This is a genomic window from Nocardia bovistercoris, from assembly GCF_015674855.1.
GTDB lineage: Bacteria > Actinomycetota > Actinomycetes > Mycobacteriales > Mycobacteriaceae > Nocardia > Nocardia bovistercoris.
Map to the genome: position 1 here is coordinate 178,413 of NZ_JADMLG010000014.1, position 24,955 is coordinate 203,367.

Consider the following 24,955-nt stretch of genomic DNA (forward strand, 5'->3'; position numbering starts at 1 on the left):
AATGCACGGCCGGGGCTCGACGCGCGGACTCAGGCCGCGACGGCCCAGGTCAGTTCGCGCAACGCGGCATCGGGATCGGCCACGTCGACCACGAGGCGGGTGAATTCCGAACCGGCGAGGTCGATGCGGATGGCGCGACCGCCGAATCGAGTGTCCCAGAACTCTTTCCGATGCCTGCCACGATAGGTGCCCGCCGCGATCACGCCGGGGAAGAAGGTGCCGGGCGCGCGGACCCAGGGCGGGCGAAGGTCGACCTCGGCGAGTGCGACGGCGGTGATGTCGGCGACATCGACGGTGACCTGTTCGCGCAGCGACAGGATCCGGTCGACGCCGAGCACGCTCACCGTCACCGTGCTGTCATCGACTTCGAACTCGACCATGGTGCACCTCCACTTACGCCGAATGTACGTACCGTTCCAAGGATCGCCGTCGCATCTGTTTCCAGCCTGTGGCAAACCTGTGATTCAGCCAAGGTTTCGGGAGCGAACTCTCCGCGACCTGCGTTCGGGGCCGTCGGGAACCTGAGAGGAACGTGGGTGCTATCTCTACATGGCACTATGTAGATATACGCATCTGACGAGTAGCTCGGACGATGGAGGAATGCTTCCGGTGAGCTTCGGACGGAGGGAGCTCGCGACGTGACGGCACAGCCACGTCGCGGCCCCGCGATCTACTTCTCGACCAGGTGGGATGCCTCGTCTGCGATCTCCAGCACACCGCCCAACCACGGCGAATAGCTGCCGGGATCGTCGCACAGCCGCATCCGCAACGCGTCGGGCCGCACCCAGGCGTAATCGGCCACCTCGGCCGGATCGGGCCGCGGCTCACCCGCGTCCAACCGACCGATGACCACGTGATCCCATTCGTGCTCGACCCGCCCGGAACCGTGGTCTTCGGCGTGATAGCGGAAGACCCCGGCCTCGACCAGATCGGCGGCCAGACCGAGTTCCTCGGTGAGCCGCACCGCCGCCGCGTCCGTCACCGACTCGCCGGGGGCCGGGTGGCCGCAGCAGGTGTTGGCCCACAGCAGCGGGAAGCGGGTCTTCACGGCCGCGCGCCGCTGCAGCAGCACCCGGCCCGTGGCGTCGAACAGCAGCACCGAGAAGGCGCGATGCAGCAGTCCGGGCGGCTGATGCGCCTGCGATACCGGGCACGCCCCGATCGCGCGGCCCGCGTCGTCGACGAGCTCGACGGGCAGCGCCTCGCGATCGGTGCGTGGGTCGGCCAGGGTCTCGATCACCGCCCCACCTTATCGGCGGCGATCATCAGGTATTGGAAGCTGCCCTCGCGGTAGGCGGTGAGGAACGGCTTCTCCACACCCGTCGCGAGCTCGGACTTCGTGCGCAGATCCCAGTACGGGATGGTGTCCGCCGTGAGGTCGGTCACGCTGATCGGGATGAGCCCGTTATCGGCCAGCGCACGGAAGTACTCGCTGCGCGGATGGATCATGCAGCCGTAGTGCGCGTCGATCCAACTGACCGAGGACGAGCGCCCGCCGGTCAGATCGTTGGAGCAGCCGGTGATGCAGACGTAGCGGCCGCCCGGTTCGAGGAGTCGGGAGAACTCGGCGAACAACTCGAACAGGTCGACGTACATGGTCGTCTCGTTGGTCCAGATGCCGCGCATGGAACCGGATTCGAACCCGGTGTCGAGCATGTTCCGGAAATGGAACCGCACCCGGTCCTCGACCCCGCGCGCCTCGGCCTGCTCGTTGGCGAAACCCACCTGGTATTCGGAGATGGTGACCCCGTCGACCCGGCAGCCGAACCGCTGGTTGGCCATGATGCTGGTGCCGCCGCGCCCCGACCCGCCGTCCATGAGCCGGTCGCCGGGGCCGATGTCGCCGAGGTGGTCGAGCAGTAGATCGGCCTGTGCGGTCTCGAGCCGGTGCAGCTCCTCCACGATACGGCGCTGCCTGGTGTTCTCCGGGCCCTCGAGCACCGACAGGTCGGGTTCGCCGATGCCGTAGTGGTGGTGGAAGAGTCCGTCGACCTCGCCGAGTTCGGTGTTCACGCGGTCGTCGTTGGGGTTGTTGTTCCAGTACTCGGCAACGGACTTCTGGTAGCTGGTACGCAGTACAGTGCTGGTTTCGGGGTTGAGCATGGTCATCGCCGATCATCCCTCTCGCGTTGCGGTACTGGCTATTTCGCATCCTGGTAACGCTTGCTGTCGGCATGCCATGCGCGGTTGCCGCCCATCCATGCCCACAGTCCTGCCAAGAACCTGCGCAGTTCGGGCGAGCCCGAAGCGGCCAGCGGGGCCGCCTCGGTCTCGAACCGGTGCACAAGTTCGTCGTGCACGGCGGCGGTGCGCCGCACCGCCTCCCGCCGTGCACAGTTCTCTTCCGCGGCCAACACCGTGGGAAGGTTGAATTCCCGGTGTTCGGCGCGGTCTTCGCGTGCCATCGAATACAGATCATTGACCATTTGACTAGCCAACGCCGCCGTGGTGACTACACGGCGAACCCCCGGTTCGGTGTATTCGGCGGCGGATAATTCGTAGCCGCCGAGCACATCTATGGGCGCCATGCACGGTAGGAAGCTGTGCGGTTGCCGATTGGTGAGGTATTCCCAGACCGGCGGCATTCGATCCGCCACCCGCCAGCCCGCTTCCGCGCCGAGTGCGATGAACCAGCCCGCTATTTCGGTGCGCAATCGGGCCAATTGCGCCGGGGTGGCGTAGCGCGCAAGGTGTTCGAAAGAGGTTCGGAAGGCGCGCAGAATCGGGTCGGCCCGCATCGCCTCTTCCAATTGTGCGACATAGCGCACCGGAAGATGCGCGGGATCCATCGCGGCGGCCGCCAATTCGAGCCGGGGACCGAGTTCGGCGGTGGCCGTGGACGGGCTGCCGTCCGGCGCGCGTTCGTCGGCCCCTTCCTCGCAGTAGTAGTCGTCCACCGACCATTCCGAGACCGCGCATTTCGCGGCGGCCAGCAGCCGGTCGGCGTCGTCGCAGTCCGGGTGGGCCAGCATGATGAGCCGACCGAAGTCGGCGTCGCGGAGTTCGTCGAGTCTGCCCTCGTACAGTCCGATCTCGTCGGCCCAGGCGATCAGGCCGTCGTTGACGAGTTCGGCCAGTCTCGGGTCGTCGCGCACCGGCGGGGGACAGTAGAGCGGGGGGATCGGTCCCGCGTCGGTCTCCGCCGCGTCCGGCCGCGGGATGCGTGCCGATGTGGTTCCCAAACCGGTGGGACCGCAGGGTATTTCAGGGTGATCACCCGCCGTCCGCGTGGGTTCGGCGGGAATTTCGCTCGCGCGCAGCGTCTTCGGTGTGGCATCGGGCGGCGCTTCGGGCGCCGGTGGTGGTGGTAGTCGTAGCGCGGCCGATCCGACGCCGGTCGGGCCGAGCAGCCGCGCCGGGGTGACACCCGGCCGCGGCTGCCCGCTCGTCGACGAGTCGGGACGGGGAATCGACGGCGAATCCCGCTGTGGGGCTTCGGGTGTTGTCGCGGGCGCACCGAACAGCTCGGCGGGCGCGGCGGCGCCGACGGTGCCGAGCAGCGCGGCGACGGTCGCCGCCACCTCGTCCGTGGCCGGTGGCGCCGCGGCACGTGAGAGTACCGACATGGCGAACGGCCCCCGATCAGTCGGTGGTACGGGCGATCTGGACGTTGTCGAGAATGCCGAGCGCGTCGGGGACCAGCACCGCGGCCGAGAAGTAGCAGCTCACCAGGTAGCTGATGATCGAGTGGTTGTCGATGCCCTTGAAACGGATGTTGAGGCTCGGCTCGTACTCGTCCGGAATCCCGGTCTGGTGCAGGCCGATCACGCCCTGGTTCTTCTCGCCGGTGCGCATGGCGAGGATGCTCGTGGTGCCCGCGGCGCTGACCGGGATCTTCGAACACGGCAGCACCGGGATGCCGCGCCACGCGGGCAGGTGGTGTCCGTCGATCTCGACGGGCGTGGGGTAGATGCCCGCGGCGGTAGCCTGGCGGGAGAAGGCTGCGATCGCTTTCGGGTGCGCGAGAATGAGATTGGTGCCGCGCCGCATGGAGATCAGTTCGTCCAGGTCGTCCGGGGTCGGTGCGCCCGCATGGGTGTGGATGCGCTGTTTGAGGTCGCAGTTGTGCAGCAGGCCGAAGTCGGGATTGTTGACCAGGTCGTGTTCGCGGCGTTCGTAGAGCGCCTCGATGGTCAGGCGCAACTGCTGCTGGGTCTGGTTCATCGGGTCGTTGAACAGGTCGGCGACCCTGGTGTGGATGCGCAATACCGATTGCGCCAAGGACAATTCGTACTCCCGCGGGCGGGTGTCGTAGTCGACGAAGGTCGGTACGAGTTCCGGTTCGCCCTCGTGGCCGGAGGCGATCTCGATATCGGCCTCGCCGCGGGAGTTCTGCGCCCGCGCGGGTGTCGAGCCCGCCGCCGCCAGGTGCTCGCGCAACACCGGGCTCGCGGCGCGGACGTTGTCGAGTACATCCTTGGTGAGCACCAGAATCGTGGTCGGGGTCAGGGTTTTCAGCGTGTGGTCCCAGATCGCGTCGGCGTCGGTGAGCACCGCGTCGCCGTAGTGATCGCCCGCGCCGAGCAGGCCGACCTTGGTCTGCTCGCCGAATTCGCCCGCGCCGATCAGCGCGATCTTGCCGTGCACGACCAGCACCAGCTGGTTCATGGGGTTGCCGAATTCCGCGATCACCGAACCGGTGTCGAGGTCGTGCTGGACGAAGCGGTCGGCGAGCCCGGACAGGACCTCGATGTCCTCGAGGCCGTACAGCGTGGGAATCTCGGTGAGCTCCAACGGAATAACGCGCGCCGTCGGGCCGTCGATCACGTACTCGATCTCGCCGTTGCCGACCGTGTGCGTCAGACGCCGGTTCACGCGGTAGACACCGCCGTTGACCTGCACCCACGGCAGGCTGCGGCTGAGCCAGCGCGAGGTGATGCCCTGCATCTGCGGTTCGGATTTGGTGGTGGTCGCCAGTTGGTGCGCCGCCCCCGTCGACAGCGACAAGCGGGGAGCGTCCACCGAATCATCGGTCGGAACGGGCATTTCAATGGTCATGCGAAGTCCTCACCTCGAGGTGGTCACGAACGTGCACTGGAGAGAGAATCGATGGGTGTTCGGAATTACACGGACACAACGGGACATCGGTCCGCCACCGGAGCGAATTGAATTACACGCCACGGTATTTCCGGACGTTCTGATGCTAGGTCGCGGAGCCGTAGCGGCGCAGCCGAATTCGCAAGATCATCGAATGCCGTCCGGTCGGTGTGGCGACACGCGGTGAATGCGCGGACACGCTTGACCACTCGGTATGTAATGAGGATTCAGGGACGAGCAGCACTCGCGTAGCTATCTTTGGTGCATGTTCACCTGGATATACGGGTTGCCTGTCTGGCTGGACTTCATCATCATCGCCGGCATCGCCGTACTGATCACCTGCGCGGGCATCTGGTTCGCCCACCCCCTTGTCGTCGAGATCTTCGGCCCGGAACCGGGAAAGAACGACACCGTCACGATGGTTTTGACGGTCGGCGGCGTCTTCTACGGTCTGCTACTCGGCCTCATCGCCGCGGCGGCGTACGAAAACGCCGATGTGGCACAGGGACTCGTCGCCGACGAGGCGGCGGCCATCGGCACCCTGTACCGGGAGGTCAGCGCCTACCCGGAGCCGGAACGCACGCTCCTGCAACAGGATCTGCGCGATTACACCGACAACATGCTCGACGAGGCGTTCCCGGCGCTGCGGCGCGGCGCGGAGCCGGTGGGCGGCACCGCGCTGGTGACCCGTTTCCAGGGACACCTGCTGGCCTTCCAGCCGGACACCGCGTCCGAGCAGATCGTGCACGCCGCGACCATCGACCAGTTCGCCCGCTTCGATCAGGAGCGAAGACACCGGATCAACGCCGCCGCGGGCGGCATCCCGGACGTGCTGTGGATGATCATCCTGCTCGGCGGCCTGATCAACATGGTGCTGCTGTGCCTGTTCAGCCTGAACCGGGCCGCGCATCTGCTGCTCGGCGGGCTGTTCGCCTTCTTCCTCGGCGCGATGATCTTCCTGATCGCGATCCTGGACCATCCGTTCCGCAGCGACCTGAACGTGAGCCCCGAACCCTTCGAGAGCATGTACGTGAACGTGATGAGCGCGCCGTGACGCCGGGTCCCGTGGCCGCGCCGTGATCACAGCGGCCACATAATGGACCGGCGATGTGGGAAGCTCGATCTGCTGCGTCGCGTGTGTGTTGCGGGTCACGTTCAGGGTAGGGCCGGGAGCGATCGTGAAGTTGACTACGAAGGATATGACGAGCTCGGTGCGGCGGTTGATGTCCACCGCGCAGAACGGGCTCGAGGTCATCCGCTTCGGCGGACTGACCCATGACGTGGAGTCCTCGCCGTACGAGGTCGTCGAACGCAGGCGCATGTACCGGCTGCGCCACTACTTCCCCGACGAGCCCGCGCCCGCCGACGGCACGCCGCGCCCGGTCGCGCTGCTGGTGCCCCCGCTCATGGTCAACGCCGACATCTGGGACGTCAACGCCGAGCACGGCGCCGTCGGAATCCTGCACCGCGGCGGCGTCGACTGCTGGGTCGTCGACTTCGGGTCGCCCGCGACCGAGGAGGGCGGCTGGCAGCGCGACCTCGCCGACCACGTCCTCGCCGTCGACAGCGCCATCGACGCGGTCGGCGCCGCTACCGGCGCGGGCGTGCACCTCATGGGCTACTCCCAGGGCGGCATGTTCGCCTACCAGAGCGCGGCATACCGCTTCGGCAAGGGCGTCGCGAGCATCGTGACCTTCGGCAGCCCCGTCGACATCGTCGCGGGCCTGCCGTTCGGCCTGCCCTACGGCTTGGTCTCCGATGTCGCGGACTTCCTGGCCGACCACGTGCTGCCGAGGCTGCCCATCACCGACGCGATGGTTCGCCTCGGCTTCCAACTGCTCGACCCCGTCAAGACCGCCAAATCCAGGATCGACTTCCTGCGCCAACTGCACGACCGCGAGGCGCTGTTGCCCAAGGAACGGCAGCGCCGCTTCCTCAACAGCGACGGCTGGGTCGGCTACGCCGGTCCCGCCGCTGCCGACCTGCTCAAACAGTTCGTCGTCCACAACCGGCTGATGCTCGGCGGATTCGTCATCCGCGGCCAGCCGATCTCGCTGGCGGAACTGCGCTGCCCGATCCTCGCGTTCATCGGCGAGGTCGACGACATCGGCCAGCCCGCCGCGGTGCGCGGCATCGTGCGTGCCGCGCCGAACGCCGAGGTGTACGAGGCGAGTCTGGTCGCCGGACATTTCGGACTCGTCGCGGGCAGCAACGCGAGCAATGTGACCTGGCCGCTGGTACGGGAGTGGATCGACTGGCGCGAGCGCGGCGGGCCGCTGCCCGAACAGATCGTCCCTATGACCGAACACGTGCCGACCCCGGGCCCGCGCTCGGCGGCGACCAGGGTGGTGCACACCGTCGGCGCCCTCGCCGAGGCGGGCGCGGGCTTCGGCAAGTCGTTCGAGTCGCTGGCCAACAGCACCGTGCGCGGCTCGGTCGAACTGGTCGGCGAGGCGGCGCGCGCACTGCCGAGGCTGACCCGGCTCGGCATGATCCAGCCCAACACCAGGATTTCGCTGGGCCGCCTGATCGCCGAACAGGCCAGGCGCGCGCCGCTGCGGGAGTGCTTCCTGTTCGACGACCGGGTGCACACCAACGCCGCGGTCGACGCCCGCATCGACAATGTGGTGCGCGGGCTGATCTCGGTCGGCATCCGGCCCGCCGCGCGCGTCGCCGTGGTCATGGAGACCAGGCCGAGCGCGCTGGCCACGGTGGCGGCGCTCTCGCGCATCGGCGCGGTGGCCGTGCTGCTCGCGCCGGGCAGCGAACTGGACCGCGCGATCGAGCGGACCGGCGCGCATATCGTCGTCACCGATCCGGAGAACCTGCGCCAGTGCGTCGCCACGGGTCTGCAAGTGCTGGTCCTCGGCGGCGGCAGCACCCGCACCCTCGACATCCCCACCGGGGAAGGCGTGGTCGACCTCGAGCGCATAGATCCCGCACAGGTGCGGCTGCCCGCCTGGTACCGCCCCGATCCCGGTCTGGCCCGCGAACTGGCCTTCGTGCTCGTCACCGGGACCGGGGAGCGGCTGGAGACCAAATACATCACCAACCACCGCTGGGCGCTGTCGGCCTTCGGCACCGCCACCTCCGCCGACCTCGGTCGCGGCGACACCGTGTACTGCCTCGCACCGCTGCACCACTCGTCGGGACTGCTGGTGAGCCTCGGCGGCGCCATCGCGGGCGGCAGCCGGATCGCGCTGGCCCATTCCCTCGACCCGGAACGCTTCGCCGCCGAAGTGCACCGCTACGGCGTGACCGTGGTCACCTACACCTGGACCATGCTGCGCGACATCCTCGACGCGCGGGTCTTCCCGGCGGGCCACGCCCACCCGATCCGGCTGTTCATCGGCTCCGGCATGCCCGCCGGACTGTGGCGGCGCACCACCGAACAGTTCGAACCCGCGCGCGTGCTGGAGTTCTACGCCTCCATCGAAGGAGACGTGGTGCTGGCCAACGTGACCGGCGCCAAGGTCGGCTGCAAGGGCAGGCCGATGCCCGGCACCGCGAAGGTCGAACTCGTCGCCTACGACCCGATCGCCGAACGGATACGCACCGACGAATCCGGATTCGCCCGCCGCTGCGCCGACAACGAGGTCGGACTGCTGCTCGGCAAGGCCGCCGACGGTGTCGATATCTCCTCCGGCGGTCTGCGCGGCGTTTTCACCGCGGGCGACTCCTGGATGCCGACCGAGAACCTGTTCCGCCGCGACAGCGACGGCGACTACTGGTTGGTCGACCGCACCGACACCGTCATCGACACGGTGCGCGGTCCGGTGTTCACCCAGCCGATAGTCGACACCCTAAACGACATCACCGCCGTCGACCTCGAGGTGGCCTACGGGCTCCCCATCGGCGCGCACGAACTTGCGGTGGCGGCGGTCAGCGTGCGCGACGGATTCCGGTTGGAGGCCAAGGACGTGACCGAGGCCGTGCGGGCCATCGAGCCGGATCAGCGGCCCGATGTCGTGTACGTGGTCGATGACATCGCGCGCAGCGCCACCTACCGGCCGTCGACACGGGCCGTGCAGGCGCTCGGCGGGCCGCGACCCGGACCGCACACCTGGTGCTACGACCGGACCTCCGAAACCTACGAGGTCATGACCGAGGCGCACGCGAGCGCGCTGCTCGAGCCGTAGCGCGCTGCTCGAGCGGTGGCGCGCTGCTCGAGCGATTGCGGCCGCACACGCGAACTCGCGAGCGCGAGCAGCCCCGCAGACGGGTCCCCCGCGCGCGAATCGTTCAGTTCGCGAGGCCCGAGCCGACCTGTGGCGAGCTGCCGAGTCGCGAGCCTTCGGTACGAGGCATGAGCCCCCGAGCTCGTCCGCTCTCGCAGCGGTCTACGGCCGGTAACGAATCACCTTGCCGAACAAAGGTTTCGATAACGGATACGAGCCGGTACGAGCACATCGAGGTGCCGTCGCCGGATTCGGCACGTAGCATCCGTCGGTGTGAGGGCGAGCGTCATCTACCACAACCGAACCACCTACGAACTCCTGATGCGCGGACTGTACGGGCGGCACTACGGCGCCAGGTACCGGGCGATCGCGGATCTGATTCCCGACGGCGCGAGCGTGGTCGACCTCTGCTGCGGCCCGGCCACCCTCTACACCGGATACCTGCGCGAGCGCGGCGTCGAATACACCGGACTCGATCTGAACGCGGGATTCGTCGCCCGCCTGAACGCCTCCGGCGGCACGGGCGCCGTCTGGAACATGCATTCCGACGAACCGCTGCCCACCGCCGACTATGTGCTCATGCAGGCGAGCCTCTACCACTTCCTGCCCGACCCGGCCCCGGTCCTGAACCGGATGCTGGCCGCGGCCCGCAAACAGGTGATCATCGCCGAACCGGTCCGCAATCTCGCCTCCAGCGACAACAAGGTGCTCGCGGCGGTGGCGCGGCGCTTCACCGACGCGGGCGAGGGCGCCGAGGAACACCGGTTCACCGAGACCAGCCTCGACGCCTTCCTCGACCGCTACGCCGACCGCGTCGAACAGCGGTCGCTGATCGCGGGTGGCCGCGAGAAACTCTACGTACTGTCGGCGTGACCTAGACCGTGAACGCGGTGACCGCGTCGACCACCCGGTCGACCTGGTCGTCGCGCAGGGCGGGCCACAGCGGCAGCCGCACCACGGTGCCGGAGAATTCGGCGCTGCGCGCGCACGGCGTCGGCGTGCGGCCCAGCTTCAGGCCCGCCGGACTCGAATCCAGCGGCACGTAGTGGAACGGCGCCGAGATGCCGCGCGCCGACAGGTGCGCGATCAGGTCGTCGCGGCGCTGTTCGGTGGGGGTGCGCAGGTAGTACAGGTGCGCGGTGTGCTCCCGATCCTCGGGCACCCGCATGAGCGTGACATCGTTGCGCGCGGCCCAGTCGGGCAGCGCTTCCGCGTAGCTGTTCCACACCCGGTGCCGCTCGGCCTGGATGGCGTCGAATTCGTCGAGTTGGGCGTCGAGCACCGCCGCGTTCAACTCGCTGGGCAGATAGCTGGAGCCGATGTCCTGCCAGGAGTACTTGTCCACCGCGCCGCGCAGGAAGCGGGCGCGGTCGGTGCCCTTCTCGCGGATGATCTCCGCGCGCGCCATCAGGATCTCGTCGGTGAGCAGCAGCGCGCCGCCCTCGCCGCAGTGCACGTTCTTGGTGTCGTGGAAACTCAGCGTGCCCATGGTGCCGATGGTGCCGAGCCGACGGCCGCGCCAACTGCCGCCGAGACCGTGCGCGTTGTCCTCCACGATCGCGAAACCGTGCGTATTCGCCAGGTCGAGCAGCCGGTCCATATCGGCGGCGACACCGCCGTAGTGGATGACGACCACGGCCTTGGTCCGTTCGGTGACCGCCGCGGCTACCGATTCCGGGTCCAGATTGCCGGTGGCCGGGTCGATATCGGCGAAAACGCAAGTCGCCCCGCGCAGCGCCATGGACGTGGCCGTCGAGGTGAACGCGAAGCTCGGTACGACGACCTCGTCGTCGGGCCCGAGTTCGAGCAGCAGCCCGGCCATTTCCAGCGCCGACGTGCACGAGGTGGTCAGCAGCGCGTGCGGTGCGCCGGTGATGGCGCGCAACTTGGCGGTGGCCGCCGCCGTGAACTGTCCGTCGCCGTGACTGTGGTCGGAGGCGAGCACGGCCTCCAGATTGGCGAGTTCCCGGCGCGCCCGGAACGGGCGGCTGAAGATGACGCGGTCAGTGCTCAAGCCGGTCGGTCCCCCTGCTGGCTGCGGTCGTTGACAGTTCCCGGTACTCCGCGACCGGATCCGTGGTTACGGAGGCTACCGCCTCACCCGATTCGCGCGCCGGGCGAGGGGTCGGCGTCGCCACCGTCAGATACAGCGGCTTGCCGACCAGCACGTGCAACGCGACCCCGAGATATTCGGCGATGAGACCGAGCGAGAACAGGATCGCCCCGGAACACAGCAGCAGCACCACGATGGTCGAAGCCCAGCCTTCGGGCGCCCAGTCGTCGGCGCTCAACGCCTCGTAGACGACGACACCGGCCATCGCCACGCCGCCGAGCGCGAGTGTGACGCCGAGCAGGCTCACCAGGCGCAGACCGCGAGTACCGCTGCACAGCACCATCTTCCAGAACAGCGAGAACAGCCTGCGGTAGTTGTAGCCGGACTCCTGTCTGCCCTCGGCGCGCAACTCGACCGGCACCTGCGCCACCCGGCCGACCACCCAGGTGAGCGCGACATCGAGATAGACGCCATTGGAGGCGACCTCGGCCAGCTGCCGTCCGATATCGCCGCGGATCAGGCGGTAGCTCTCGAACCGGGTGGAATCGGGGAAGGCGAAAACGGTGGCCAACACCAGTTTGGCGCCGCGCGAGGTGAGATTGCGCAGGAAGCCGTGCGGGCGGGTGTTGACCGGTTTCGAATAGACCAGGTCGGCCCGCTCCGAGAGCGCCGCGTCGAGAAAGGCGGCGATGAAACCGGGATCGTGCTGGCCGTCCTCGTCCATGGTGACGATCCAGTCGCCGCGCGCCGCCGACATGCCCGCGATGGTCGCGGCGTCCTGGCCGAAGTTGCGGCTCAGCCAGACCGTGCGCACCTCGGCGTAGGTCTTCTCCAGTTCCTGGAGCACCACGTCGGAGCGGTCGGGTCCGTTGTCGTGGACGAGGATGATCTCCGACACCGCGAACGGCGCACCGGACGGTGTGTGCCCGGTCGCGGTCAACTCGTGGAGTTCGGCGACGAGCGCCCCGATGGTGCTCTCACCCCGGTAGACCGGGACGACGACCGAGACGGCGTGCGGTCGGTCGATGCCGGGCAGATCGCGCGGCGCGGCATCGGCGGACCGGAACGGGCGCGCGGACGGCAGAGGTGTTGAGGGAGGCGGCATCAGCTTGATCGACTTTCGAGGACGGTGCGTGCCGGAATTTCCGCTGGACAGCAGAGCCCGAACCGCCGTGAACTCTAACACGGCGGGCCCAGCGCACCCGGTAGCCGGACATCACACCATCATCATGGCCCGCGACGCCGATGCCAACCTCTTGCGGTGCCATGTAGGGTTTGGATCTCGTGACGGATAGTGCTGTACCGAAGACGACGAACGACGGGGGCCACAGCCTCGCGAAGGATGTCGTCTCCGCCTCCGATTCCGCTGTGACGCCGTCGGATTCGCGTCGCGAAGCGATCCGGTGGGCGATCGTCACCGTGGTCGGTGTTATCGCCGGTTACGCCGCCGTCCTGCTGGCCAACGCCCGCCATTTCTTCACCGACGACACCGAGTCCCAGTACACCGCCCTGTGGGTCGGACTCGGCCGCTCGCTGCGCGACGGAAACTTCCCCGTCATGGTGCCCGAACAGTGGATGTCGGGGAACAACACCATGGACGACGCGGGACTGTTCAACCCCCCGCAGTTGCTCATCGACCTGATCGCGCCATCGATCGACAACGTGGCCGTGTACGCGACGGTCGTCAAACTGATCTTCGCGATCATCGCCGCCACCGGCGTGTACCGCATCTGTCTGGTCTACGGCAGCAGGCCGCAGTGGGCGGCGGTGGCCGGTGTCGCCTTCCCGCTCTCGGGTTTCTTCCTGTTCTTCGACCAGGCCAGTTGGATGACCGCGCTGACCGGCACCGCCTGGCTCGTGCACGCCTGGGCCTCGGCCGTGCGCTACACCCGAGGACAGTCCGGACCGATCCCGGTCTTCGTGTTCCTGTACCTGACCATCTCCACGCAGTACATCTTCCCCGCGGTCGAAGCCGCGCTGATGCTGCTCGCGGTGGCCGTCGGCGAACTGGTGTACCAGCGCCGTTGGCAGCCGGTGTTGCGCCTGACCCTGGCATCCACGTGCGCGGGCCTGGCCGGTCTGCTGACCTTCCTGCCGAGCATGCTCTCGGCCAAGGTGACCTGGCGCGGCACCGCCCAGATCATCAACGACCAGTTCCTGACCGTGCCGTGGTCGGAATCGCTGAACGCCAGCCTGCCCAGCTCGCTGCCCGCCTTCACCTCGTGGTGGGGTTACGTGCAACCGATGCCGGTCACCTACATCGCCTGGTTCCTGATCCCGGCGCTGGCCTTCGTCGACTGGGGCCGGGCGCGGGCGGCGTGGCGCGAACTCACCGCTGTCGCCCTGTTCTCGATCATGATGCTGATGTGGACCGCGGGGCCGGGCTCGGTCGGACCGCTGCGCTGGCCGGTGCGCGTGCTGCCCATGCTCGCCATCGGACTGCTGGTGCTGGTCTGCGTGCTCGTCGGACGGTTCGGCACCCTGCGTGATCCGAAGAGCCGGTGGATCGCCGCGGGCGTGCTGATCGGCCTGCTGTGGGTGCGTACCTTCTCCGCCGACCCGCGCGACTGGTACTGGCATGTGCTCGCCGCGGTCGCGGTCGCGGGCCTGGTGTACGCGGTGGTCTGGCTGGCCCGCCACCGCGGCGTCGCCGCCGCCTGCGCGCTGACCATCGTCGCGATGTTCCCGATCGCCTACGTCCAGGTCGAGGCCGCACAACCGACGCCCATGTCGTGGAATCTGCCCGCCAAGCGTTCCGAGGCCATGGCGAAGTTCCCCGACTTCACCGGCACCACCATCCAACTCGGTGACCGCGGACTGTTGCAGCCGCAGGACAAGAGCATCGACGCCGCCTACGGTTCGCTGGTATTCGGCAACTACGCCAGGGCGCTGGAACAGACCTATGTCAACGGCTACACCCCCACCGGGCACTTCTACTTCGGCGAGCTGACCTGCATGCGCTGGGACAGTAGCGTCTGCCCCGACGCCTACCGCCGCATGTTCGCCCCCGAACCGACCACCGGCAAGCCACTGGTCGACCTCATGAAACTGGACCGGGTGGTACTGCAGCGCGCGCTGTTCCCCGACGCGGTGAACCAGCCCGCGCCCGAAGGCTGGAAGTGGGTGGACTACCCCGGCCACACCCGCTACATCGCGGTCCTCGAACGCGAGAACGGCCCGGTCTCGACGGTCGACGGCCGCGTCTCCGACACCAAGAACGTCGACGCCGTATCCCTGTCGGAGACCGACACCACCAGCCGCGTGCGCGTCACCTCCGTAGACGGCGGCCGAGTGGTCTTCGCCCGCCTCGGCTGGCCCGGCTACCGGGCCACTCTGAACGGCAAACCCGTCGAATTCACCACCATCGCCAAATCCTTTGTCGCGGTCAACATCCCGGCCGGAACCCAGAACGCCGAATTGGTACTCACCTGGCGCCCGCCCGGCTGGAAGATCGGCATCGCCACCCTCGCGGCAGGCCTGCTCGGTATCGGCCTCCTGCAATGGCTGCACATTCGCTCACGCCGCCGCGACCAGGACACGCCCGACCCCGAATCCACCCCGCGCGAGCCGGAACGCGAACTGGCCGAAGCGGTCTCGTAACCGGGCGATCGCGTCGGGGGCTGCCGCGTCGAGAGCGCGGGTTGCTGTCGAGTGTTCCGGCATCCGGTGTGTCGAGGGGCGCGGTGTCGAAGGTGGACACCGGCACCGTATGGTCTGGGACTCGTGGCGGAAACCGGTACCCGCGTCCGGCGGGACGTGTACGCGTGGGGTCTGATCACCGCGGTCGGCGTGGTCGCGGGGTATCTCGCGGTCCTGCTCGCCCATCCCCGGCATTTCTACACCGACGACACCGAATCGCAGTACGCGCCACTGTGGGTGATGCTCGGCCGGAATCTGCGTGACGGCCGCCTGACCACGATGGTTCCCGAGCACTGGATGGCGGGCAACTACACCATCGAGGAGGCGGGCCTGCTGAATCCGCCGCAGCTGCTGATCGACCTGATCGCGCCCTCGGTGGACGACCTCGCCCTCTACGCCACCGTCGTGAAGCTGCTCTTCGCGATCGTCCTCGCCCTCGGGGTGTTCCGCGTCTGCGACACCTACGGCGCGGCACTGCCATGGGCGTGCGTGGCGGGTGTCGCCGCTCCGTTCACCGGTTGGCTGCTGTTCTTCGACGAGGCAAGCTGGTACACCGCGTTCACCGGCACCGCGTGGCTGGTGCACGCCTGGGCCTCGGGGGTGCGGTACGCGCGCGGCCGCGGCGGTCCGATACCGACCTTCGTCTTCCTCTACCTGGCGATCTCGGTCCAGTACATCTTCCCGGCGGTCGAGGCGGGCATCGTGATCGCCGCCGTGGTGGTCGGCGAGGCGGTCCGGCAGCGGCGGTGGCAGCCTTCGGCACGGCTGCTCGCGGTCGCCGGGTGTGCGGCGGCGGCCGGTCTGGCGACCTACCTGCCGAGCATGCTGTCGGCGAAGGTGACCTGGCGCGGCACCGCCCAGATCAACAACGACCAGTTCCTTACCGTGCCGTGGTCGGAATCACTGAACGCCTCGCTGCCGAGCGCCCTGCCCGCCTACAGCTCGTGGTGGGGTTACGTGCAGCCGATGCCGGTCACCTACATCGCCTGGTTCCTGATCCCGGCGCTGGCCTTCGTCGACTGGCGCCGGGCCCGACGCGACCGGCGCGAGTTCACCGCCATCGGCATCGTCGCCGTCACGGCCCTGATGTGGACCGCGGGACCGGGCGCCATCGGCCCGCTGCGCTGGCCCGCCCGCGTCCTGCCGCTGCTCGCCCTCGCTCTGCTCGTGCTGGTGTGCGTCCTGCTCGGCCGGTACGCGACGGTGCGCCGGTGGCGGGAGCGCGCGATCGCCTCGGGTGTGCTCATCGGGGCGCTCTGGTTGCGCTCGGTCTCCGCCGCTCCCGACGAACTGCCGTGGCATGTGATCGCCGCCCTCGGTGTCGCCGCGCTCGGCGCCGCGGTGGTGTGGCTCGGCGCGCGCCGGGGAACCGCCGCCGTCTGCGTGCTCGTGGTCGCTTCGATCGCTCCGGTCGCCTACCTCCAGGTGCGCGCCGCGCAACCGACACCCATGGGCTGGAATCTGCCGGAGCGGCGCTCGGAGATGAAAGCCGCATTCCCCGATTTCCCCGGCGTCACCCTGCAACTGGCCGACCGCGGACTGATCGCGCCCTCGGAACGGACACTCGACGGCGCCTACGGATCGTTGGTCTTCGGCAACTACGCCAAGAATCTGGAACTCACCTACGTGGGCGGATACACCCCGAACGGGCATTTCTGGTTCGGCGAACTGCTGTGCATGCGCTGGGACACCAGCGTCTGCCCCGACGCCTACCGCCGCGCGTTCGCCGTCGAGCCGTCCACCGGACGGACCGTCGTCGACCTGATGCGAGTGGACCGGGTGGTCCTGCAGAAGGCGCTGTATCCCGACGCGGGCGTCGATCCCGCGCCGCCGGGCTGGACCTGGGTCGACTATCCGGGGCATGAACGGTGGATCGCGGTACTCGAACGACGCGACGGGCCGCTGCCGTCCGGTCGGATCGGTGCGACCGAAGACGTCACCGCAGTATCGGTGTCCGAAACCGACCGCGCGAGCCGTGTCCGGGTGGACTCCGCGACCGGTGGGCGCGTTGTCTTCGCGCGATTGGGCTGGCCGGGGTACCGTGTCACCCTCGACGGCAAGCCGATCCCTTACCAGCTTGTCGCGAAAACCTTTGTCGCGGTCGATATCCCGGCGGGAACGCGGGACGGCGACCTGCGACTGACCTGGTATCCGCCCGGCCGCACCCTCGGCGCGGCGGCAATATTGCTCGCACTACTCGGAGTGGGGGTTCTGCAATGGGGCCATCGACGGACACGTCGGCGCGACGAACCGAGCGCGGTGTCGCCGAGCGCGACATCACCGAGACCCGGCGCGACATCACCGAGCGAGGTATCGCCGAGTACGGTGTCGTCGGGCGTGACGTCTCCGACCACGGCGTCACCGGGTGCGACGTCTCCGACCACAGCGTTGCCGGGCGCGACGTCACCGAACACGGTGGGACCGGCGGAAGCGAGACGATGAGCGGCGAGATCTTCGGCGAATCCGCGGGACACGCGGGCGCCACCGGCGCCGAGGACCCCGGTCCGCTGCTGCGTCTGGTCCGCCGCCAGGAATTGGCCTTCGCCGTGGTCGGCGGCGCGAACACCCTGCTCGGCATGGGTCTGACGGTGTTGTGGCTGACCATCCTCGGCCCGGACACCCGGCCCATGGTGGCCGTGGTACTCGCCTACGCCATCGGCATCGCGGTCGCGTTCGTCCTGCACCGCACGCTGGTGTTCCGCGTGCGCGGCCACGTCCTGCGCGACTTCCTGCGATTCTGCGTGGTCAACTCCGGCGGCTTGCTGCTGAACGTGCTGCTGCTCGAACTCGCGGTCACCGTGCTGCACTTCCCGGACCGACCGGCCGCGATCGTGGTCATGGGCCTGGTCGCGGTGGCGAGCTTCTTCGGGCACCGCTACATCTCGTTCCACCGGCCGGCCGTCGCGGCGGACGGTTCCCGCCCCGATCCGTCGGCGGGGTAGGTTATCGGCTATGCCGCACGAGACCGTTCTCGACCCGACGCTGTTGAGCCTGCTCGCCTGCCCGCAGGACAAGGGGCCGTTGCTGCTGGTCCGCGCCGAGGACGGCGCGAGCCTGTTCTACAACCCGAGGCTGCGCCGCGCTTACCCGATCGAGGACGGCATCCCGGTGCTGCTGATCGACGAGGCGCGCGAGGTCGGCGAGGCCGAACACGAGGGTTACCTCGCCCAGCAGTCCGGCGCGTGATCAGCCGAATTCGACCGGGCCGGTGAGGTAGCGCTGCAACGTCGGTCCCACGGCCGCGACCAGTTCGGGACCGGGCATCGAGGCGATCGGCTCGACGCCGACGAGTTTGCGCGCCACCAGAATTCCCATCATCTGCGAGGCGACAAGGCCGATCCGCGCCCGCGCGTCGTCTTCCGGTGTCGCGATGCGCAGCCGGACGCGTTCGAGCACCACTTCGAGGATGAACATGCGGGCCATCGACATGTCCCCGCCCGCGAGCATGCTGCGCAGCACCGCGACCAGCCCCGGTCCGGCGGGGGAGTCCCATACCTCGACCACCTCGCGCAGGATCGTGGCCCCGAGTTGTTCGATCGGGGCTTCCAGGATGGTCGACAGGGGCTTCTCGGGATCGATCGGCAGTTGCGCCATCGCCGCGAACAGTTGGCGTTTGGTGCCGAAATAGTGGTGCACGAGCGCGGGATCGACCCCGGCGTCACCCGCGATGGCGCGGATCGAGGTCTGGTCGAAACCGTTGCGGGCGAAGCGGGCTCGCGCGGCTTCCAGGATCGCTTCGCGCGCGCCGGAACGACCGGGTCTGCGCCCGGAGCGGGACGGGCGCATGGCGGCCTCGTCGGTCGGGTCCGTGCCGTCACCGGCGTCCTCGGGGTGGACGCTGTCGGCGGAACCTGCGCTCATGTGGTCCTTCGTCGTAGGGTCGCGGCGCCGAGACACAGCGCCACCACCGCGAAGGCCGCGACGATGGCGATGTCACGCCACATCCGGCCGGTCGCCTCGGTGTTGACCGACACCTGTTGCAGCGCGTCCACCGCGTAACTGAGCGGCATCACATTGCTGATCGGCTCCAGCCAGCTCGGCAACTGGTCGCGCGGCACGAGCAGGCCGCACAGGAAGATCTGCGGTGCTACCACCACCGGCATGAACTGTACGGCCTGGAATTCGGTGCGCGCGAAAGCGCTGGCCAGCAGACCGAGCGCGACACCGCAGACCGCGTCGACGACGGCGATCAGCACCACCCAGCCCGGATTGCCCGCGGCTTGCAGGTCGAGCAGGCCGAAGGAGACCAGGCAGGCCGCGATCGCCTGTCCGGCGGCGGCCACGGAGAACGCGGTGCCGTAACCGGCGAGCAGGTCGACCTTGGACAGCGGCGTGGTGAGCAGTCGCTCCAGGGTGCCCGAGGTGCGTTCGCGCTGCATGGCGATCGCGGTGATCAGGAACATGACGATGAACGGCAGGATGCCGAGCATGCTGATGCCGACCCGGTCGAACAGCGACGGACCGTGCGGCGGCCGCGGCGCGTCCTGGTAGATGAAATACAGCAGGGCCATCAGCAGCGCGGGCACCACGAGGATCATGCCGACGGTGCGGTGGTCGCCGCGCAGTTGACGCAGGATGCGCCCGGTGGTGGCGAGGTAGGGCCGCAGCGGCGGCCGGGCGGGGGCGAGGGTGGCGCTCATGCGATGGGTCCCGTCGTGATGAGGGTGAGGAATGCCTGTTCGAGGTTCTGTTCGCCGGTGCGTTCGCGCAGCTCGTCCGGGCTGAGTTCGGCCAGCAGCGTCCCCTCGCGCAGCAGGAGCAGCCGGTCGCAGTGTTCGGCCTCGTCCATCACGTGACTGGAGACCAGCAGCGTTGTGCCGTTCGCGGCGAGTTCGTGGAACTGCTTCCATAGTTCGACGCGCAGCACCGGGTCGAGTCCGACGGTGGGTTCGTCGAGGACGAGCATGTCCGGTCGCGCGACCAGTGCGCAGGCCAGCGATACCCGCGTCTTCTGGCCGCCGGAGAGTTCGTCGCCGCGCTGGTGGGCGTGTTCGAGCAGGCCGACCGAGGTGATCGCCACGTCGACGTCGTCGCGGTCGCGACCGTAGAGCGCGGCGTAGTAGGCGACGTTCTCGCGCACGCTGATATCGGGGTAGATGCTCGGCGCCTGCGTGACGTAGCCGATGCGCCTGCGTAGTTCGGGCGAGCCCGCGGGCAGGCCGAGCGCCGAGACCGCGCCGCTCGCCACGATCTGGGTGCCGACGATGCTGCGCATCAGGGTGGTCTTGCCGCAGCCGGAGGGGCCGAGCAGCCCGGTGATCGAGCCGCGCGGGATCGTCAGCGAAATATTGTGCAGGACTTCGCGTTTACCGCGCCGCACGGTGAGGTCGCGGATGTGCACGGCGGCGGACGGCGATGGCTGCGACATGGTCGCCTCAATTCATCGTGTGTTGAATTCACTACATGATGAATTTAGCGCCGCGGCACCGGGCGCACAAGGGTTCCTCGCCCGCACCGGCGTGTCTCGCGTGCGTCGCGCCGTGGTTCAGCGTCGCGCCGTGGTTCAGTGACCGTGCGGAATGTGCGTCGCGGCATCCTGACCGGGCTCGACGACCACGAATTGGCCCATCATCGCGGTGTCCTCGTGCCACAACAGGTGGCAGTGGTACATGTACGGCGTCGTCGGGTCGGCCGGTCCGTCGAAGCGCAACGCCAGCCGGACGGTCCGGCCCGGCGCCACGTACACGGTGTCCTTCGGACCCGACAGCGCGGGCGGAGGCGGCGCGCCGTCCACGCTCAGCACCGCGAACCGCACGTCGTGCACGTGGAAGTTGTGCGGCATGCCATCGGTATTGCGCACCTCCCAGATCTCCTCGGTGCGGCGCGTCACCGCGAAATCGATGCGTCCCATATCCATCGCCCGGCCGTTGATCCCCGACAACTCGAGTGTGAAATGCCGCTCGCGCACGGCCGCCGCGCCGTCGGGCGTTGTGGTCGGGGCGAGGACGGCAGGCAGTTCGGGGGAGGGGCGCAGCGCATCGGCCGCACGCAATTCGAGGATGTCGAAACCGTCGTCGCCGCCGGAGAAACGCCGATTCCAGAAATCCAGCCCATCCGTGCGCGGTGTACTGCGCAACACCGTGCGCTCACCGGGGCGCATCCGCACCACGATCTCGGCACGCTCGCCGGGCGACAGAGCGAGCCGCGACAGGGAAGCGGGCCGGGACAACAGTCCGCTGTCGGTTCCGATCAGGGCGAAGTCGCGGTCGTCGGAGAAACCGAAGTCGTACCGGCGCGCGGTGGAGGCGTTGAGCAACCGGAGTCGCACGAGTTCGTCACCCACCTCGTGGAACGGCGCGAGCGTTCCGTTGACCAGGATCTGCTCACCGAGGAAACCGACATCGCGGAACATCCGATGCGTGCCGTCGAGCCGGTTGCCGCGCAAGCTCACGTCCTGGACGACGACCGGGACATCGTCGACACCGTAGGCGTGCGGCAGGGACAGCGCGTCGGAGGTGTCGTCATCGAGGAAGAACATGCCGGCCAGGCCGCGGCGGACATGGGATTCGGTCGTCCCGTGCGGATGCGGGTGGTACCAGAGCGTCGCGGCGGGCTGATCGACGGTCCACGTCGGAGTCCACCTCCCGCCCGCCGCGATCGCCTGATGCGGGCCACCGTCCATGACGGCGGGCAGATGCATGCCGTGCCAGTGCACCGATGAGGTCTCCCCGAGTCGATTATCCACCTCGACACGCACCCGCTCGCCACGCCGCGCACGCAGCGTCGGACCGAGGTGGTCGCCGTTGAACCCCCAGGTCTCCGTCCAGGTGCCGGGCCGGAATTGTGTTCGCCCGGAACGCATCTCGAGGCCGAACACCCGGACTCCTTCGGCGTCCACCGTCCCCGTGTCCAGCGTCGGAATCGCGAGCCGGTGGGTGAAATCCACGCCGCCGATCGTCGAGACGGGCGCCCTCGTGTAGGTCACCGCGACACATCCGACGGGGATCGCGGCGATCGCGACCACCGTGAGTACCGCCGCCATCGTCCACCGCCGCCACCTGCGGGAGTTGTCCTGCGCAAACATGCCATGACGGTAGGAATTCGAGCTGCCACACCACATCCGGGAACGCCCCGGTTCGGCCCCCGATCCATCCCTGACAACCCGATGGGCGCGGTGGGTTCGAAACCGGACGTTGGTTGCGGCCGAGATCGAATGGGTCGCGATCGGGTGTGGCTCGAGGTGGGGCATGACCGCGATCGAGTCGGTCGCGGTCGGGTTCGGATCGGAGTGGGCCGGTCCCGAATCAGGTGGATCGCGGTCGGTCCGGACCGAGTGGGCCGTGGTTCGGTCCGGATGAAGTGGGTCCTGGTCGGGGCCGGATCGCGTCGTCTCGGGCAAGTGGGGCGCGGACGGCTCGGTGCAGCGTTGCGGGAGAATGTCGGCTGTGTCCGCCGATCAACTCGCGCTCGATCCTCCCGCCGCCGCCCGACGACTGCTCGGTTCGACACTCTGGTCGGGCGCTGTCGGCGTGCGGATCACCGAGGTGGAGGCGTACGGCGGTGACCCCGCCGGGCCGTGGCCCGACCCCGCCTCGCACTCCGGTCGCGGCCGCACCGCCCGCAACGCCGTGATGTTCGGACCGGCCGGTTCGCTCTACGTATATCTCAGCTACGGGATGCACTACTGCCTGAACGTGACCACCGGCCCGGACGGCACGGCGAGCGCCGCACTGCTGCGCTCCGGCGAGGTGATCGCCGGATTCGACGAGGTGCGCGCCCGCAGACCCGCCGCCCGCTCCGATCCCGACCTGGCGAAGGGCCCCGGCAATTTCGGCAGCGCCCTGGGAATCACATTGCACGACTACGGAACTCCGCTCCTCGATCCGACCTCCCCGATCCGGCTGGAACTCGCCGCCCCGGCCCGGTCCGCCGACATCGCACACGGCCCGCGCGTCGGCGTCAGCCTCGCCGCCGACATCCCGTGGCGCTTCTGGCTACCCGCGTCACCGACGGTCTCGACCTACCGCCGCAGCCCACGCGCCCCCCGCCCCACCGCCGAAACCGCCTGACCACCTGGTCGCACCGAATCTTCCTGCCGATCCCCGACAACTTTGCGACCGCGAGCCCGACAGCCGTCCTGCGCTTCGCGAGCCGCAGCGAGTCGACATCGCGAGCGAATCAGCGGTTCGAGCCCGACTGCCGCTCCGCTGCCACCGGCGGCCGCCGACGGTCCGGCTCCGCTCGGCTCGGCGGAAAATCGGTCGTGCGAGCGACGGTCGATGGCACACGATGATCGGCGACACCTGCGCATCGGCGCAGGACAGCGGTGCGGAAAGATGGGACGGCGTGAGCGGCGACATCATCGATGAACTGACCTGGCGCGGACTGATCGCACAGTCCACCGACCTCGACGCCATGCGCTCGGCGCTGGCCGACGGCCCGCTGACCCTGTATGCCGGTTTCGATCCGACGGCGGCCAGCTTGCACGCCGGACATCTGGTGCCGCTGCTGGCGTTGAAGCGGTTCCAGCGCGCGGGGCACCGCCCGATCGTGCTCGCGGGCGGCGCCACCGGACTGATCGGTGACCCGCGCGATGTCGGTGAGCGCACCATGAATTCGACCGACACGGTCGCCGACTGGGCCGTGCGCATCAGGTCGCAGCTGGAGCGTTTCGTCGACCTGGACGACTCGCCGACCGGCGCGCTCATCGTGAACAACATGGACTGGACCGGTTCGCTGTCCACGGTCGACTTCCTGCGCGATATCGGCAAGCACTTCTCGGTGAACGTCATGCTGGCCCGCGACACGGTGAAGCGCCGTCTCGACGGTGACGGCATCTCCTACACCGAGTTCAGCTACATGCTCTTGCAGGCCAACGACTACCTGCAATTGCGCCGCGCGCACGGCTGCCTCCTGCAGGTCGGCGGGTCCGACCAGTGGGGCAACATCATCGCGGGCGTCGAGTTGAACCGCCGGGTGGACGCCGCGGCGGTGCACGCGCTGACGGTGCCGTTGGTCACCTCCTCCGACGGCAAGAAGTTCGGCAAGTCGACCGGCGGCGGCAGCCTCTGGCTCGATCCGGAGATGACCAGCCCCTACGCCTGGTACCAGTACTTCGTGAACACCGCCGACGCCGATGTGCTGCGCTACCTGCGCTGGTTCACCTTCCTCACCCGCGAGGAACTCGACGATCTCGAGAAGGCGACGGTGGAACGCCCGCACGCTCGTGAGGCGCAGCGCAGGCTCGCCGCCGAGATGACCACCCTGGTGCACGGCGAGGCGAACACGGGCGCGGTGCAGTTGGCGAGCCAGGCCCTGTTCGGGCGCGGGGAACTGCGCGACCTCGATGAACCGACCTTGGGTTCGGCGCTGCGCGAGGCCGCGCTCGACGGGACGGTCGCCGAGCTCGGCGCCGGGGCGGCGACCACGATCGTCGACCTGCTGGTGGTCAGCGGGTTGTCCGACAGTCGTGGCGCGGCCCGGCGCGCGGTCAACGAGGGCGGGGCCTACGTGAACAACCAGAAGATCGCCGATCCCGAATGGACCCCCGCCGAGGGCGATTACCTGCACGGACGCTGGCTGGCGCTGCGTCGCGGCAAGCGGAACATCGCCGGTGTCGTGCGGTCCGGCGACTGAGTTGATCGTGGCTTGGGTCACACTTCTGCGGCCCAAGCCCGGTTTTCCCGCTGTCGCGAGTCGCTGACCTGGGGAATCACAGTGCTGTAGTGCGGATTTGACGCGACGTTCTCCGCCGCGTAACTTATGTCGAGTCAGAGCGACACGGACACCGACCCGGAGCCCGAAAGCCCAGCTCAGAAGCTGGAACAGGGACCGGGAAACGAGGTAGTACGAGGAGCGCCTGGCCAACCTGTAGAACACTCGGCCCGACACGCACGACCCTGCGGACTTGACTCCGTGAGGCTGTGTGGATAGGCTGGAAAAGTTGCCTCACGAAAGTTCCGGTTGAATTCCGGTATGGAAGTGTGTGCGTGTGTTCTTTGAGAACTCAATAGTGTGTCGATGAATGTCAGTGCCAAATGTTTTTGGTTCCTGCTGCTCGTACCCCCGTGTGGGTGGCAGGGTTTATTTTGTCAGCTAATTTTCTGGC

Annotated in this window: 20 protein-coding genes; 9 read left to right on the plus strand and 11 right to left on the minus strand. The window is 68.4% G+C overall.

Annotation, left to right across the window (positions count from 1 at the left end):
* Positions 1 to 29: 29 nt before the first annotated feature.
* From IT779_RS28960 to IT779_RS28980, 5 genes are all read right to left on the minus strand, one after another.
* Entirely contained in the window at positions 30 to 380 is a 351-nt protein-coding gene (locus IT779_RS28960; RefSeq protein ID WP_196152607.1) for a hypothetical protein, read from the minus strand.
* A 290-nt stretch (positions 381 to 670) separates the two neighbouring features.
* Positions 671 to 1,240 (minus strand): isopentenyl-diphosphate Delta-isomerase, encoded by a 570-nt coding sequence (gene idi / locus IT779_RS28965; RefSeq protein WP_332839018.1) that lies wholly within the window; start codon positions 1,238 to 1,240, stop codon positions 671 to 673.
* A complete protein-coding gene (locus tag IT779_RS28970) occupies positions 1,237 to 2,109 on the minus strand; it encodes a geranyl diphosphate 2-C-methyltransferase (RefSeq protein ID WP_196152608.1) in 873 nt (290 codons plus the stop codon). The genes idi and IT779_RS28970 overlap by 4 nt, the downstream gene beginning before the upstream one ends.
* A 32-nt stretch (positions 2,110 to 2,141) precedes the next feature.
* A complete protein-coding gene (locus IT779_RS28975) occupies positions 2,142 to 3,566 on the minus strand; it encodes a family 2 encapsulin nanocompartment cargo protein terpene cyclase (RefSeq protein WP_196152609.1) in 1,425 nt (474 codons plus the stop codon).
* Between the two features lie 16 nt (positions 3,567 to 3,582).
* Positions 3,583 to 4,998: a family 2B encapsulin nanocompartment shell protein gene (locus IT779_RS28980; protein WP_196152610.1), complete on the minus strand. Its 1,416-nt coding sequence runs from the start codon at positions 4,996 to 4,998 to the stop codon at positions 3,583 to 3,585.
* Between the two features lie 304 nt (positions 4,999 to 5,302).
* On the opposite strand from IT779_RS28980, the gene IT779_RS28985 reads away from it, so the two are divergent.
* From IT779_RS28985 to IT779_RS28995, 3 genes are all read left to right on the plus strand, one after another.
* A complete protein-coding gene (locus IT779_RS28985) occupies positions 5,303 to 6,091 on the plus strand; it encodes a bestrophin-like domain (RefSeq protein WP_196152611.1) in 789 nt (262 codons plus the stop codon).
* Positions 6,092 to 6,215: 124 nt separating this feature from the next.
* Positions 6,216 to 9,176, plus strand: a complete 2,961-nt coding sequence (locus IT779_RS28990) for an AMP-binding protein (RefSeq protein ID WP_196152612.1) — start codon at positions 6,216 to 6,218, stop codon at positions 9,174 to 9,176.
* Positions 9,177 to 9,488: 312 nt separating this feature from the next.
* On the plus strand, positions 9,489 to 10,088 hold the full coding sequence (locus IT779_RS28995; RefSeq protein WP_196152613.1) for a class I SAM-dependent methyltransferase: 600 nt from the start codon (positions 9,489 to 9,491) through the stop codon (positions 10,086 to 10,088).
* 1 nt (position 10,089) lies between these two features.
* Here the strand turns inward: IT779_RS28995 and rffA are convergent, their stop codons facing one another.
* Positions 10,090 to 11,229, minus strand: a complete 1,140-nt coding sequence (rffA, locus tag IT779_RS29000; protein ID WP_196152614.1) for a dTDP-4-amino-4,6-dideoxygalactose transaminase — start codon at positions 11,227 to 11,229, stop codon at positions 10,090 to 10,092.
* Positions 11,219 to 12,373 (minus strand): glycosyltransferase family 2 protein, encoded by a 1,155-nt coding sequence (locus IT779_RS29005; protein WP_196152615.1) that lies wholly within the window; start codon positions 12,371 to 12,373, stop codon positions 11,219 to 11,221. Before IT779_RS29005 ends, rffA begins: the two co-directional genes overlap by 11 nt.
* Positions 12,374 to 12,636: 263 nt before the next feature.
* On the opposite strand from IT779_RS29005, the gene IT779_RS29010 reads away from it, so the two are divergent.
* The 4 genes from IT779_RS29010 to IT779_RS29025 all read left to right on the plus strand — a co-directional run bounded on the left by IT779_RS29010 (position 12,637) and on the right by IT779_RS29025 (position 18,093).
* Positions 12,637 to 14,868: a hypothetical protein gene (locus IT779_RS29010; protein ID WP_196152616.1), complete on the plus strand. Its 2,232-nt coding sequence runs from the start codon at positions 12,637 to 12,639 to the stop codon at positions 14,866 to 14,868.
* 123 nt (positions 14,869 to 14,991) lie between these two features.
* Entirely contained in the window at positions 14,992 to 17,349 is a 2,358-nt protein-coding gene (locus tag IT779_RS29015; protein WP_332839019.1) for a hypothetical protein, read from the plus strand.
* Entirely contained in the window at positions 17,346 to 17,849 is a 504-nt protein-coding gene (locus tag IT779_RS29020) for a GtrA family protein (RefSeq protein ID WP_196152617.1), read from the plus strand. Before IT779_RS29015 ends, IT779_RS29020 begins: the two co-directional genes overlap by 4 nt.
* Positions 17,850 to 17,859: 10 nt before the next feature.
* On the plus strand, positions 17,860 to 18,093 hold the full coding sequence (locus IT779_RS29025; RefSeq protein WP_196152618.1) for a Trm112 family protein: 234 nt from the start codon (positions 17,860 to 17,862) through the stop codon (positions 18,091 to 18,093).
* On the opposite strand, the gene IT779_RS29030 is transcribed toward IT779_RS29025, so the two are convergent.
* From IT779_RS29030 to IT779_RS29045, 4 genes are all read right to left on the minus strand, one after another.
* A complete protein-coding gene (locus IT779_RS29030) occupies positions 18,094 to 18,693 on the minus strand; it encodes a TetR/AcrR family transcriptional regulator (RefSeq protein WP_196152645.1) in 600 nt (199 codons plus the stop codon). It abuts the gene before it with no gap.
* Positions 18,694 to 18,764: 71 nt separating this feature from the next.
* Complete coding sequence (locus IT779_RS29035) at positions 18,765 to 19,547, minus strand: ABC transporter permease (RefSeq protein ID WP_196152619.1); 783 nt, start codon at positions 19,545 to 19,547, stop codon at positions 18,765 to 18,767.
* Positions 19,544 to 20,275, minus strand: a complete 732-nt coding sequence (locus tag IT779_RS29040) for an ABC transporter ATP-binding protein (protein WP_196152620.1) — start codon at positions 20,273 to 20,275, stop codon at positions 19,544 to 19,546. The genes IT779_RS29035 and IT779_RS29040 overlap by 4 nt, the downstream gene beginning before the upstream one ends.
* A 135-nt stretch (positions 20,276 to 20,410) precedes the next feature.
* A complete protein-coding gene (locus IT779_RS29045) occupies positions 20,411 to 21,931 on the minus strand; it encodes a multicopper oxidase family protein (RefSeq protein ID WP_198429038.1) in 1,521 nt (506 codons plus the stop codon).
* Positions 21,932 to 22,283: 352 nt separating this feature from the next.
* Between IT779_RS29045 and IT779_RS29050 the strand changes: the two genes are divergently transcribed.
* Positions 22,284 to 22,916 carry a DNA-3-methyladenine glycosylase gene (locus IT779_RS29050; protein ID WP_196152621.1) on the plus strand — a complete coding sequence of 211 codons (633 nt, stop codon included), beginning with the start codon at positions 22,284 to 22,286 and terminating at the stop codon, positions 22,914 to 22,916.
* Between the two features lie 277 nt (positions 22,917 to 23,193).
* A complete protein-coding gene (gene tyrS, locus IT779_RS29055; protein WP_196152622.1) occupies positions 23,194 to 24,483 on the plus strand; it encodes a tyrosine--tRNA ligase in 1,290 nt (429 codons plus the stop codon).
* Positions 24,484 to 24,955 lie beyond the last annotated feature (472 nt).